The organism is Methylophaga sp. UBA2012 (assembly GCF_002335235.1).
In the GTDB taxonomy this organism is placed as follows: Bacteria; Pseudomonadota; Gammaproteobacteria; order Nitrosococcales; family Methylophagaceae; genus Methylophaga; species Methylophaga thalassica.
On record NZ_DDCG01000010.1, the window covers coordinates 4,996 to 18,664 of the forward strand.

Annotated in this window: 14 protein-coding genes and 1 riboswitch; of the genes, 11 read left to right on the top strand and 3 right to left on the bottom strand. The window is 43.1% G+C overall.

The window, feature by feature from the left end; translation table 11 throughout:
- From B2248_RS08655 to B2248_RS08685, 7 genes are all read left to right on the top strand, one after another.
- Nucleotides 1–1,551, top strand: a 1,551-nt coding sequence (locus B2248_RS08655) for a TRCF domain-containing protein (RefSeq protein ID WP_286722819.1), incomplete at its 5' end; no start/stop codon positions are given.
- Nucleotides 1,548–2,315 (top strand): methyltransferase domain-containing protein, encoded by a 768-nt coding sequence (locus B2248_RS08660; RefSeq protein ID WP_273181196.1) that lies wholly within the window; start codon nt 1,548–1,550, stop codon nt 2,313–2,315. The genes B2248_RS08655 and B2248_RS08660, both read left to right, overlap by 4 nt.
- A gap of 100 nt (nt 2,316–2,415) precedes the next feature.
- Nucleotides 2,416–3,240 carry an ATP-dependent zinc protease gene (locus B2248_RS08665; protein ID WP_273181197.1) on the top strand — a complete coding sequence of 275 codons (825 nt, stop codon included), beginning with the start codon at nt 2,416–2,418 and terminating at the stop codon, nt 3,238–3,240.
- A 12-nt stretch (nt 3,241–3,252) separates the two neighbouring features.
- The gene (locus B2248_RS08670; protein ID WP_273181199.1) at nt 3,253–4,764 is read left to right on the top strand and encodes an inactive transglutaminase family protein; all 1,512 of its coding nucleotides are present in this window, start codon (nt 3,253–3,255) and stop codon (nt 4,762–4,764) included.
- The gene (locus tag B2248_RS08675; protein ID WP_273181200.1) at nt 4,761–5,753 is read left to right on the top strand and encodes an alpha-L-glutamate ligase-like protein; all 993 of its coding nucleotides are present in this window, start codon (nt 4,761–4,763) and stop codon (nt 5,751–5,753) included. Before B2248_RS08670 ends, B2248_RS08675 begins: the two co-directional genes overlap by 4 nt.
- 53 nt (nt 5,754–5,806) lie before the next feature.
- Entirely contained in the window at nt 5,807–6,526 is a 720-nt protein-coding gene (locus tag B2248_RS08680; protein WP_273181202.1) for an SIMPL domain-containing protein, read from the top strand.
- Complete coding sequence (locus B2248_RS08685) at nt 6,526–7,584, top strand: PA0069 family radical SAM protein (protein ID WP_273181204.1); 1,059 nt, start codon at nt 6,526–6,528, stop codon at nt 7,582–7,584. The genes B2248_RS08680 and B2248_RS08685 overlap by 1 nt, the downstream gene beginning before the upstream one ends.
- A 92-nt stretch (nt 7,585–7,676) precedes the next feature.
- Here the strand turns inward: B2248_RS08685 and B2248_RS08690 are convergent, their stop codons facing one another.
- Both B2248_RS08690 and B2248_RS08695 read right to left on the bottom strand, forming a co-directional pair.
- Nucleotides 7,677–8,171: a hypothetical protein gene (locus B2248_RS08690; protein WP_273181206.1), complete on the bottom strand. Its 495-nt coding sequence runs from the start codon at nt 8,169–8,171 to the stop codon at nt 7,677–7,679.
- A gap of 26 nt (nt 8,172–8,197) precedes the next feature.
- A riboswitch (cyclic di-GMP riboswitch) is annotated at nt 8,198–8,280 on the bottom strand.
- 306 nt (nt 8,281–8,586) lie between these two features.
- Nucleotides 8,587–9,597 (bottom strand): Gfo/Idh/MocA family protein, encoded by a 1,011-nt coding sequence (locus B2248_RS08695; protein ID WP_273181208.1) that lies wholly within the window; start codon nt 9,595–9,597, stop codon nt 8,587–8,589.
- 161 nt (nt 9,598–9,758) lie between these two features.
- On the opposite strand from B2248_RS08695, the gene B2248_RS08700 reads away from it, so the two are divergent.
- Complete coding sequence (locus B2248_RS08700; RefSeq protein WP_007146368.1) at nt 9,759–10,274, top strand: peroxiredoxin; 516 nt, start codon at nt 9,759–9,761, stop codon at nt 10,272–10,274.
- A gap of 65 nt (nt 10,275–10,339) precedes the next feature.
- On the opposite strand, the gene rpiA is transcribed toward B2248_RS08700, so the two are convergent.
- Nucleotides 10,340–11,020 carry a ribose-5-phosphate isomerase RpiA gene (gene rpiA, locus B2248_RS08705; protein ID WP_273181211.1) on the bottom strand — a complete coding sequence of 227 codons (681 nt, stop codon included), beginning with the start codon at nt 11,018–11,020 and terminating at the stop codon, nt 10,340–10,342.
- A gap of 226 nt (nt 11,021–11,246) precedes the next feature.
- Here rpiA and B2248_RS08710 point away from each other — a divergent pair, with 226 nt between their 5' ends.
- From B2248_RS08710 to nhaD, 3 genes are all read left to right on the top strand, one after another.
- Nucleotides 11,247–12,128, top strand: a complete 882-nt coding sequence (locus B2248_RS08710) for a fructosamine kinase family protein (RefSeq protein WP_273181212.1) — start codon at nt 11,247–11,249, stop codon at nt 12,126–12,128.
- Nucleotides 12,129–12,198: 70 nt separating this feature from the next.
- Nucleotides 12,199–12,669 (top strand): low molecular weight protein-tyrosine-phosphatase, encoded by a 471-nt coding sequence (locus B2248_RS08715; protein ID WP_007146371.1) that lies wholly within the window; start codon nt 12,199–12,201, stop codon nt 12,667–12,669.
- Between the two features lie 68 nt (nt 12,670–12,737).
- A partial coding sequence (gene nhaD, locus B2248_RS08720; protein ID WP_286722826.1) for a sodium:proton antiporter NhaD occupies nt 12,738–13,669 on the top strand: 932 nt, incomplete at its 3' end.

A 13,669-nucleotide genomic window follows, 5' to 3' on the forward strand; every position in this document is an offset into this window, starting at 1 on the left:
TTCGGTAAAACCGAAGTCGCCATGCGTGCGGCGTTTATGGCGGTGCATTCTGGTAAACAGGTCATGGTGCTGGTACCGACCACCTTACTTGCTCAACAACATTATGAGAACTTCAAAGATCGTTTTGCTGACTGGCCGGTAAAAGTCGAAGTGCTATCGCGTTTCCAATCTAAAAAAGCGCTGGATAAAGTCAAAACAGGGATTAGTGAAGGCAACGCCGACATCATTATCGGTACACACAAATTATTGCAGCAAGATATCGATCCCAAACGTCTTGGCCTGTTTATTCTGGATGAAGAGCATCGGTTTGGTGTCACTCAGAAAGAACAGATAAAAAAATACCGGGCACATATTGATGTACTGACGCTGACGGCGACACCTATCCCACGCACACTGAATATGTCGATTTCGGGTATTCGGGATTTGTCGATTATCGCCACAGCGCCAGCACGTCGATTAGCTATTAAAACCTTTGTTTTACAATGGGATGCTGAAAAAATCCGTGAGGGTATGCTGCGTGAAATCAAGCGTGGTGGTCAGGTTTATTTCCTACATAACAAAGTAGAAGATATTGATCGGGTCGCCAGGGAGATAGAAGCGATTCTGCCAGAAGCCAAAGTCGCTGTGGCGCATGGACAAATGCGTGAGCGGGAATTGGAACAAGTCATGCTCGACTTCTATCACCAGCGTTTTAATGTGTTGGTTTGTACCACCATTATTGAAACCGGTATTGATGTTCCGACCGCCAATACTATCTTTATTGATCGTGCGGATAAATTGGGGCTTGCTCAGTTGTACCAAATCCGTGGTCGCGTCGGTCGTTCTCATCATCGGGCCTATGCTTACCTCATCACGCCACCGCAAAAAGCCATGACCAAAGACGCGGTGAAACGTCTGGAAGCCATTGAGTCCATTGAAGACTTAGGCGCAGGCTTTACCTTAGCTACACACGATATGGAAATTCGTGGCGCGGGCGAGTTATTAGGTGACGAACAAAGTGGCCAAATGCAGGAAATTGGTTTTAATCTGTATAACGAATTACTGGAACGCGCCGTTAGAGCATTGAAATCAGGTAAAGAACCAAGCCTGAATCAATCTGACCGTCACTTTGTCGAAATTGATTTGCACGTCCCCGCCCTGATTCCATCAGACTACTTACCTGATGTGCATACACGTTTGGTGCTGTACAAACGTATCTCTGCCGCGGCTGACAATGAAGCTTTACATGAATTACAAGTGGAAATGATCGACCGATTTGGTTTATTACCCGATCAGGTCAAAACCTTATTTGCTGTACATGAACTTCGCTTTAAAGCCAAACAAATTGGAATTCGTAAAATCGATGTCTATGATCAGGGTGGACGTTTGTTATTTGAAGAATCACCCAATGTTGACCCGATGACCATTATCAATCTCATTCAAAAACAACCGAAGAAGTTCAAATTGGATGGTCAGGATAAATTACGCTTTGTCGAAGATATGCCTGAAGCAGAGGATCGTATCGTGGCACTTGATAACTTGTTAGATGCCTTACTGAACAAAAGCGCATGACCATCAAACACGATCGTAATTTTGATGATTTATTCGACAGGTTCGATAGCAAAATCTACGACACGGTTAAAGGTGAGTGGCGACTACGATTATTAAAAGAAGATCTGGCACAGTTTGTCAGCACATCCCCGCTTGATGTGTGGGATGCAGGCTGTGGTCAGGGACAAATCAGCCTCTGGCTGGCAGAACAGGGGCATCAGTTGACCCTGTGTGATCTGTCTGAAAAAATGCTCAACACGGCTAAAGTCAATTTTGAACAGGCCAATATTACGGCCAACTTTTATCAACAATCAGCACAGTCACTCGCCAGCGAGCTTCCTCAATTTGATTTGGTGATCTGTCATGCTGTTCTGGAGTGGTTAAGTGATCCGATATCGTCTTTGCAGACGATTATGAAAAAGGTTAAGCCCAACGGCTATTTGTCATTGCTTTTCTACAATAGGAACGCGATGGTTTACAGCAACGTTTTAAAAGGCGGCTGGCGCTTACCACCAATTCTTAATGATAGTTATATTGGCAAAGGCAATAAGTTAACGCCGCCGAACCCACAATTCCCGCATGAGATTATTGATGTTATTCATCATGCAGGTTTTACTGTGGAGACGCACACGGGCGTGCGTATTTTCAACGACTATATGAGCCAACAAGCTCGAGACAATAGTGACCAGGCTGTGTTATTCGAACTTGAGCATAAGTATTGTCGTATGCCGGTCTATCGGGATATGGGACGTTACATCCATTTGCTGTTAAAACGCCAAATATAATCTTAAGATTTATTAATAGTCTGCTTATCAAAGCCACTGTGTCTGCTACAATAGCCGCTATTTTTTAGTGAATCTAATCAATTATCCTTACAAGGTTATTATGTCTAGACTATTCGTTCTGATTGCAACTTCAACTGTTTTTTTAAGCGCTTGTATTCAACAAGGCCCGCAAACCCCACCTGTTTCTGCTACCGAATTAACGGAATCGCTACATCAAACTGAATCGCGCCTGATTCAACAGATACAGCAGCAATGCGACGGCTTGAGCAAACAGGAAAAAGCACAAGCTGATGAGCTACAGAAAATCAGTAAGACACAACGTCAGTTTGAAGGCCGTATGGATGTCATTGAAGGTAAGATTGACACGGTCATCGTCAAACAACACAAAGGTGATGCGGCTCCCCCGCTGTGTCCTAAGCCTGCAGCAGCTGTCAGTACTAACAATATTGGTAATAAACTGGTTGTCGGTAAAACAGAATGGTTATGGATTGAAGCTGTTAACCGCGTTTATGAAGCCCGTGTGGATACCGGCGCCACCACATCTTCTATCAGCGCTTTAGATATCACCCCCTTTGAAAAAGATGGCAAAAACTGGGTGCGTTTCCGCTTAGCACCAGATGATGGTGATGACAGCTTTATCTTAGAAGCCCCTCTGGTTCGTTACGTGAAAATTCGCCAGGCTTCAGCCGATACATTGGACAAAAGACCAGTTGCTTCGCTGACTGTGCGTCTGGGCAAAATGACGGAAGTAGCAGAGTTCACATTAAATGATCGTACCCAAATGACTTACCCGATTCTTTTAGGTCGTGAATTCTTAAGAGATGTAGCTGTAGTTGATGTAGCGAAAGACAATGTTCAGCCAAAACCTGAGATTGTTCAAAACCAACCTCAAGCGCCATCTGTCAGCAAAACGAAGAAAAAATAAGGAATCCAGGCCGTGACATCTCGTAAAGCATTTTATCTGTTAGTGGGCTTGCTGATTGTCTCAGGCCTGGGATTAACCTTACATAGACACTACACTTTTGACATCCCCTGGCTTCCAGGGGAGCAGCGCCAAACCTGGTCGATTGAGGCCAAAGTCGAGTTTGATGCACAAGATAAAGAGGTGCTGGCATCACTTGCCATCCCCGGCACACAACCGGGTTTCACCCAGCTGAGTCAGCAAACCGCCAGTCCCGGTTATGGTCTTGCTTATACGAAACGAGATAATGGTGGACACCGCGCTGAATGGTCAATCCGTCATGCCAATGGTGAACAAGCCTTGTATTACAAGGTTGATATGCTGCTGGATCCTTATGCTGTGCCACCTGAACCCAGTCAGCCACCCGCTTTAAAAGTCAGCATTGAAAAAGAACCTTATGCAACGTCTGCCAACCAGCTGCTTGATCGCGCTCAGGAACGCTCTTCCACCCCTTACACGCTGGCAAGAGAGTTAATTCAGGAATTCAAAAACCAATCACAAAACGCCGAATTACTGGCGCAATTGAAAACACAAACTCAGTGGATAGTTCAGTTATTACAACAAGCTGGTGTTCCGGCGCGCCAAGTTCACGCTCTGTTCCTTGAAGATGGTCGTAGAAGACAGGAATTAGTCACCTATATTCAAGTATTTGATGGTAACGACTATCAATTATTTAATCCTGAAACGGGTGAACAAGGCCGGCCAGATAATTTATTACTGTGGGAATACCATTCAGGTCCGGTTCTTGAACTGATTGGTGGTACTAATTCACATGTGACTTTCTCCATGATTCAGCAAGAGCTGCCTTTTGGTGTGGCTCTAAACCAAAAATTTGCTGATGAGACCTTAATAAACTTCTCGCTTTATACCTTACCACTCGAAGAACAAGCCTTGTTTAAAGGTATTTTGTTGATACCGGTCGGTGTGCTCGTCGTTGTATTGATGCGTATTTTGGTCGGTCTGAAAACATCTGGCACCTTTATGCCAGTATTGATTGCCCTGGCCTTTATTCAGACCAGTCTCGTGACCGGCCTTGTTGGTTTCTTACTGATTGTTGGTACTGGGTTATTAATTCGCTCATACCTGTCCTATCTCAACCTACTCCTTGTTGCCCGAATATCCGCGGTCATCATTATGGTTATAGGCATCATCGCGATATTCTCTATTCTTGCCTACAAGCTTGGTTTAACTGAGGGTATGAAAATTACCTTCTTCCCGATGATTATTCTGGCATGGACCATTGAACGAATGTCGGTGTTATGGGAAGAAGAAGGTCCACATCAAGTAGTGATTCAAGGTGGTGGTTCGCTGTTAGTGGCTGTGCTGGCTTACCTAGCCATGAATAATGAGTTAATTCGTCATTTAACGTTCAATTTCCTCGGCATCCAGCTTATTTTGATGGGACTAGTGTTAATGGCAGGTAATTACACTGGTTATCGCTTGCTGGAATTGAAACGCTTTAAACCCTTAACTGAGGATCACCTATGAGTCTGAATGTGCTGAATTGGCTGAAAGACGTCAAATCTCGGTACGTTCACCCAAACAAGCTTGCCAAGATTGGTGTGCTTGGAATGAACGAACGGAATATTGCTTATATCAGCCGCTATAATCCAAGACGACTCTATCCTCTGGTTGATGATAAGTTACAAACCAAAGAAATTGTGCTGGAAGCTGGCGTTAATGCGCCTGATCTTATTGGTACCATCACTGAACAACACCAGGTAGATGATCTGCTCGACATCATCAAAAATACAGCCGGTTTTTGCATCAAACCCGCTCATGGTTCTGGTGGCAAAGGGATTTTAGTTGTCACAGGTTCTGATGATTTTGGTTATCACAAAGCGAATGGACAAATTTTAAAACTGGCCGATCTACAGCGTCATGTCTCTAACATTCTGGCCGGCTTATTTTCATTGGGCGGTCGAACTGATGTTGCCATCGTTGAAGCATTGATCCAATTTGATGATTGTTTCAATGGTTATACGTTTGAAGGTGTGCCAGATACACGGGTTATCGTGTTCAAGGGATTTCCTGTGATGGCGATGATGCGTCTATCAACAGCAGACTCTAACGGTAAAGCGAATCTTCACCAGGGCGCTGTTGGGGTGGGACTCGATATTGGCAATGGTAGTGCGGTACGCGCTGTACAGTTTGATCGCCCGGTTATGTTACATCCCGATACAGGAAGAAACCTGCTCGATCTTCAAGTACCGCATTGGGATCAGTTACTGCATTTGTCTGCTTCCTGTTATGAAATGTCAGGCTTAGGCTATTTAGGTACAGATATTGTCCTGGATAGGACAAAAGGCCCCATGCTGCTTGAGCTCAATGCCCGTCCAGGACTGAGTATTCAAGTCGCAAATGGTTCAGGTTTATTACCCAGGCTGAAAAAAGTTGAAGCATTGACCAATACAAAGAAAATGACTATTGAACAGCGAATCGCATTTTCAAAAGAGCATTTTTCTCGTCGATCATAAGCAACTTTTGATTTACACTGCTGGTAAACATTTCCTTTTTTGAGGGGCTTCTTATGTCATCGGTAAATAAAACCAGCAGTCTGATTCTGGGTATTGCTTTAGTTCTTGGTTTGAGCAGTTTAGGCTGGTTTCTCTCAAATGCCGCCATCAAATACAAAGAATATGAGCGAACCGTGACAGTGAAAGGCCTGGCTGAAAGAGAGTTCACTGCAGATGTGGTGATATGGCCTATCCAATTCACGTTGGCAAGCAATAATTTGCAAGCCTTATACAATGATGTTGATGCCAATACCAATACCATCATCTCCTTCCTGACTAAACTTGGAATCAAACGTGCTGATGTCACTATCAGTGCACCTGCCATTACAGATAAATCTGCCCAGCAATATGGGGGTAATGAGCGTGCTGAATTTCGTTATACGGCGGTTCAAACCGTCACGGTTTATTCGGATGCCATTGATACCGTCCGACAAGTGATGGGGCAACTTTCTGAACTGGGTAAGCAAGGTATCGTTTTAACAGGCAATAACTACGCTGCCCAACCTGAATATCTATTTACTCGTCTTAATGAAGTCAAACCGCAAATGATTGAAGAAGCAACCAGAAAAGCACGTGAAGTTGCTGAAAAATTTGCCCAGGATTCAGATAGTACACTCGGCAAGATCCGTAAAGCTAGCCAAGGCCAGTTCAGCATTAGTGCACGCGATAATAATAATCCACAGATCAAAAACGTTCGTGTTGTGTCAACGATAGAGTATTACTTGTCTGACTAATGTCAGAAAACGCAAAAATACAAAAAGGCCGGGGAACGCTTAATAATATCGATGGCCGTTTCAATGAGTTTCAACGCACTGAAATTGATGATGGCTGGTTTCATGATGGACCAGCCAACAACTTAACAGAAGTGAGTGTAGAATCCCCTCGTAGTATTATTAGTAGAAACCAATCACCTGACCTTCCCTTTCAGCAATCAATTAATCCATATCGTGGCTGCGAGCATGGCTGTATTTACTGCTACGCCCGTCCTTCACATGCTTATCTGGGACTCTCACCAGGGATCGATTTTGAAACAAAGTTAACCATCAAACCCAATGCCGCAAAATTACTGCGAGATGAGTTGATGGCAAAAAACTATCGCTGTTCAACATTATCATTAGGCGCCAACACCGATCCCTATCAACCCATCGAACGCCACTACAACCTTACTCGGGAACTACTTCAGGTGATGATTGAGTTCAGTCATCCAGTTAATATTGTGACTAAATCTTCATTGATAGAACGTGATGTTGATTTACTCAAACAGCTCGCTGAGAAGCAATTGGTAAATGTTCATCTATCCATTACAACACTGGATAAAACACTTGCCAGGAAACTCGAACCTCGCGCCAGCAGTCCACAACGTCGACTGCAAACAGTTGAGACATTGAAGGCAAATGGAATTCCTGTATCTGTTCTTATTGCCCCAGTCATTCCTGTTCTGACGGATACAGAACTAGAAAATATTATTGATGCTTCGGCACAAGCAGGGGCTGAAAATATAGACTATATTTTCGTTAGATTACCAAGAGAGGTCAGCCCCCTCTTTAATGATTGGCTACATACTCATTATCCTGACAAGGCAGAGCATGTCATGAATCGTATTAAAGACTCCAGAAATGGCAAAACAAATGATCCAAGGTTTGGTTACAGGCTTGAAGGTCAGGGGCTATATGCAGAAATGATCAAAAAACGATTCGAAGTTGCGGTCAAGAAATACCCATTAAACAAGTCTCCAGCGGTTCTGAGAACCGACTTATTTCATAAACCAACAAAGCAAATGAGCTTGTTTTAAAAAGAAAATATTTAGTAGCCATAAAAAAGGGGAACCGAAGTTCCCCTTTCAATCTAACTAACAATTGTTAACTTGATTTTTTACTTCAAGTTTTATGCAGCTACTGCTGTTTTTCTACGCAGACCCAAGAAACCTAATAGGGCTGGTGCGAATAAAAACAATGCAGCAGGTACTGGTACAGCTGACACAGAAACATCATATTTAAATACATTTCTAGTTGCATCCTTGATGTCAACCCATGCTGTGTACCCTTGGTAAATCATTGCTGTAAAACTAAAGTCACCGGTAATGTTAAACAGCTTTTCTTCAACACCGTTATAAAATCGTAATGTCGCACCTGCTAATGAACTAGTAGGATTAAACGACCACTCAATTTTAACAGCCGTATCTGAGTCTGTACTAACATCAAAGTATGAGAACCATGTACCAGGTCCTTCACTTACAGTGCCACCACCTAAAACTACACTACCGTTTGATACATCGACATCCTGGTCAAAAGAAGAACCAGCACCAGACATAGATAACGTAGCGGCATTAACACCGACCGAAAACAAAAGAGCTACAACAAATAGCATCGCTTTTTTCATAATAAATTCCTATTTAATATATGAAGCAATGCAACCCAGCCATCTCCAATCAAACCAGAGACCCGTGGCTTTCCGACCCCGCCTCACGACGAGTTTGGCTTTATAAAAAAATTACATTATTAAGACATTTAATAATGCGTTTGTCTGAACCATTCAGACGACTTGATATTACAAATCAAGAGACATGCTAACCACATCAAGTAGTCAAATTTGAGATATCACTCACAGCATTAATGTGATCACGTGATAGGTATCACAATAAATATGTGAACTGGTTATAGATTTCTAATCAATCCGCTGCAATTATTTTTTTCTTTGCCGCATTCAGCAAGAAGTACTAACAGCTTTAGCCGGATTAATTTGACCAATGTAGTCGTGATTCAGTCGCTGCTTTTTAATAATAGTCAGTCTCGATTTAGTCAGCTAATCGAATTTTCTTTCCTTCCCTCACCGAAGCAAGCGCGGCACAAATCGCAGCACAATTATTTCTGGCATCAGCTAATGTCAGTTTGGGGGCTTTCCTCTCTAAGATGCAATCAGAGAAATACTCTATTTCCAAATTAAAGTGATTGGCTTTTGGGATTGATACGGTTTGTTCTTCATTCTCATTCCACCAGCTTATGGTGGCATCTTCCGTTTCAGGTTGCCAAACGGTGTGACATTTAATGCCACCCTTGGTACCAATAATCTCATATTCGCTACGTCTGGCATGTTCAAAGCTCATTTCAAAGTGAGCAAACTTACCATCCGCAAAATCAAACACGCCACTTAAGCTGACATCAGCACCACTGTCATTAAGCTTAGCCATTGCCATAGCAGCGACAGGCTCATTATCAAACCACAATCTTGCCGTATGAATGGCGTAAGGACCAATATCCCACATAGCACCGCCACCATCATTGATATCACGATCAATGCGATACATTCGCGCCGGTTTCATAGGGAATGCAAACGCCGTTTTTACCGTACGCACGTCACCGACCTTGCCGTCATTAATTAACTGTCTTACATACTCATGCTGAGGATGGAAGATATACATAAAGCCTTCCATGACTGTTACATTATTTGCTTTTGCAGCGGCTTCAATGGCATCAATATCGGCTACTGTCAGCGCCATAGGTTTTTCGATCAACACATGTTTACCATGATTGATGGCTTTGAGTGCCCACTCGGCATGTTCTTCATTCGACATCGGTAGATAGATGGCATCAATATTTGGATGAGAAAGTAATGCTTCCGGATCATCCAGCGTTTCTACCGCCGTTTGTTGTGGTGCCAGTTTTTGCAACACTTCTGCCGCTGCCCCAGGACGACGACTGGCAATAGCTATCAGCTCCGCATTAGCTGCTTCAACAATAGCGGGCAGTAGTTTTTCGTTAACACGAGCAGCACCTAAAATTCCCCAGCGTAATTGTTTTTCAGCCATGTGTTTATATCCCTTTAATTCAATTTAGTGATCACCATGATATCGACTCAACAGCACAATTCCAAACTCATAAAACCGCATGTTTCATAGTGTTTTTATCTGTTAGCGATTGCCTTATGCTAGACACCCTGTAAATAAAAATAACGGATTAAGGAGCAATTATGACAATCGAAGTTGGACAGAAAATTCCCGCAGCGACACTTTCTGAGTGTGTTGATTTTTCGGCGAGCAGTGGCTGCCCTGTCAACCCTCAACCACAGAATGTTCAATCATTGACTGAAGGAAAAACCATTGTTCTTTTCGGTGTTCCGGGTGCATTCACCCCACTCTGCTCTGAAGAACATTTACCTGGCTTTATCCGATTAGCAGATGAGATCAAAGCGGCTGGCGCCGATGAAATCTGGTGCATGGCTGTTAACGATGCTTTTGTCATGGGCGCCTGGGGCCGACAAGTAAATAATGAAGGCAAGGTCAGAATGATGGCTGATGGTAGTGCCGAGCTGACTAAAGCCATGGGCTTAGATAGAGACTTAACTGCCGGAGGAATGGGTGTACGTTGTTATCGCTTTGCCTGCATCCTGAAAGATGGTGTGGTGACTTATATCGGCGTTGAAGGCTCAGGAGAGTTTGGTAAATCTAAAGCAGAAACCATTTTGGATGAACTAAAAAAATCCTAAGCACCATCACAAATATTTGGGTTGGGGGAGTTTCACTCCCCTTTCTCATTCACTGATGGCTAAGGTTATCGCCAGTGTTCTTCCACTTCAGATTCACCACCAATAAAAATGGCTGATGCGGTGTCACTGAAAATCCCATGCTCGACTATGCCGGGAATGGTATCGAGAATCATGGTTAGCTCTAAGCTATCCATTTGTTTAAATTGCATATCAAGCACCAGACTACCACTTGCTGTAACAGCAACATTATCCCCCGAGGCATTTAGTCGAAGCTGGCCTTGACCACCTTGTTGTTTAAGCTGGGTCAGAACCAAACGCCATGCCTGAGGCATGACTTCCACCGGAATCGGAAAGTTTTGTCCGATATGCTCGACCAGTTTTGACTCATCAACTAAAACAAAAAATTGATCCGCTGCTGAAGCTAACAATTTTTCATTCACTAAATCCTGACCGCGTCCTTTCAATAAAGTAAGATCCGGTGTGACCTCATCGGCACCATCCACATACATATCCAGCACATCAAGTTCTGCAATAGACAGCACGGGCAATCCCGCTTCACGCGCTTTAATCTCACTAATCGCAGAACTACTCACGGTATGAATAGTTAGTTTTTCAGTCTTACAGCGTTTTGCCAGAGCTTCAATAAAGAAATTGGCGGTAGAACCAGTGCCCAATCCCACTATCATATTCTGCTCAACTAAATTGGCTGCATGCAGTGCTACTCGTTGTTTTGGATTCATAGCCATAGACAAACTCCTTATGCCATCCGTAAATACTGTTCAGCTTACATAGCAATGACAGATAAAAAAACGGACAATCCATATGGTTGATGGTTCTTTCATCGTGTTCTGCACGCGCTATTCACATTTTCATAACGTATGCTCAACCATGTAAAACTTGATGCCTCAGTGCTTAGCTCATATCCTTAGCTATAGCAGCTAACTCTTTTTTCAAATCTGGTAAGGAAAAATAATGGCCCAGCTCGACTCCATTGTTGAACATATTGAATCGACCACCAATCAGAGTCTTCAGCCATATCAACTGAACAGTATCGGTGGTGGTTGTATTAATAGCGCCTTTCAACTAAAAACAGAACAGCAAGCTTATTTTATAAAGGTGAATCAGCCTTCTTTATCGCTAATGTTTGAAGCCGAAGCACTTGGCTTGCAAGAGATGTCAGCGACTAAAAGCATTCGGGTTCCAGAGGTCATCTGCCAAGGAACAAATCATCAACACAGTTATTTGGTCTTGGAATACATTCCACTTAGAAGTATACACGGCAATGGCAATATCACACTGGGTGAACAGCTGGCCCACATGCACAAAGTAAAACAGCCCTTTTTTGGCTGGCAAATGGATAATACGATTGGCAGCACACCACAAATCAATGATCAAAATCACCATTGGTTAGAGTTCTGGCGCGAACATCGTTTAGGGCAACAGCTGAAGTTTGCAGCTCAAAATGGTTACACAGGTCGTCTACAATCTCGTGGTGAAAAACTCCTTGATAACATGGACAAACTGCTTGAGAACCATCACCCGCAACCATCACTGTTGCATGGTGATTTATGGGGTGGAAATGCTGCAGCTGATGATCTTGGACAACCCGTTATTTTCGACCCGGCCTGCTATTATGGCGACCGTGAAACTGACTTGGCGATGACAGAATTATTTGGTGGCTTTGGCCGAGATTTTTTTGCTGCATACAATGCTATCTATCCTGTCGACTCAGGCTATGCAACACGTAAAACCTTGTATAACCTCTACCATATTCTGAATCACCTCAATTTATTTGGCGGTGGTTATATGGGTCAGGCTGAGTCAATGATAGACCAGCTTCTTTCTGAAATTTAAATCGATAATTGATTGATTTCATTAATCCTAAATCTGAATTTTTTCACTAGTTAAGCAAAAGAAACAAACAATGAATCAAATAAAAGTACTTTTTGTCTGCATGGGTAATATTTGTCGTTCACCAACCGCTGAAGGGGTATTCACAAAATTAACGGAGGATTTGGGTACGCGCGACCGTTTTCTGATTGACTCGGCGGGTACCCATGCTTATCACGTCGGTGAAGAACCTGACAGCCGGGCTCAACAAACAGCAAAACAACGTGGAATCGATCTGTCATACATCCGTGCCCGAAAATTTAATCAGGCAGATTTTGAAGAGTTTGATTACATCTTAGCTATGGATAGTAGTAATTATCAGATTTTGATAAATGCCTGTCCTGATGCTTACAAACACAAAGTCAAAATGTTTTTAGACTATGCGCCGCAACGAGAAGAGTCTGATGTGCCCGATCCTTACTACGGTGGTCAAAATGGCTTTAATCATGTTTTTGATTTGGTGGCAGATGCCTCTAAAGGATTTCACGATAGCGTCGTTAACTAATAAACATTTGTTCACGTTGTTTTCGGGCGTATTATTGCCGAGTCTCGTCATTCATAAGGATTTTAGTCGTGAAATCATTTCTTCAAGGACGCTCATGGCTCCTGTTTAGTTTTGCCACTTTTTTAATACTACCCCACTCTGCTTTTGCTGCAGAAAATGCCAAGCTGCTGGATCTGACCTCTCATTGGGTGGGTTATGTGTCTATCTTCTTATTTGTAGTTGCATATGCGTTGGTCATCGTTGAAGAAGAAATTCATATGCGAAAATCCAAGCCTGTGATGGTGGCAGCGGGTGTCATATGGGGATTGATTGCACTTATTTACGCTCAACAACCCGACTCAGAATATCACCACACAGCAGGCTTAATGATTCGTCATAATCTGGAAGAATATGGCGAGTTATTATTGTTCTTGTTGGCAGCGATGACCTATATCAACACCATGGGAGAACGCGGGGTATTCAACAGTCTCCGCGCCTGGTTAATCAATAGAGGTTTTTCTTTAAGAAGTATCTTCTGGATCACCGGACTATTTGCCTTCTTTATATCGCCAGTTGCAGATAACCTGACCACCGCCTTGTTAATGGCGACGGTGGTTATGGCCGTAGGTGGTACCAATATCAAATTTGTGTCTGTCGCCTGTATCAATATTGTTGTTGCAGCCAATGCAGGCGGTGCTTTTAGTCCGTTTGGCGATATCACTACTTTAATGGTTTGGCAAAAAGGTGTGGTCGAATTTCAGGAGTTCTTTAAATTATTTATTCCCTCAGTAGTGAATTGGTTTATACCAGCATTTTTAATGTCTTTGGCGATAAAAAACGGACAACCCCAAGCTAATTCAGATGCGGCAGAACTCAAGGAAGGTGCTTTTGTTGTTATTGGCTTGTTTTTAGTCACCATCACAATGGCCGTCTGTGCACATAATTTCCTTCATTTACCGCCAGTTATTGGCATGATGACAGGACTAGGTTTATTGAAACTCTATGGTTACACTCTAAAAAT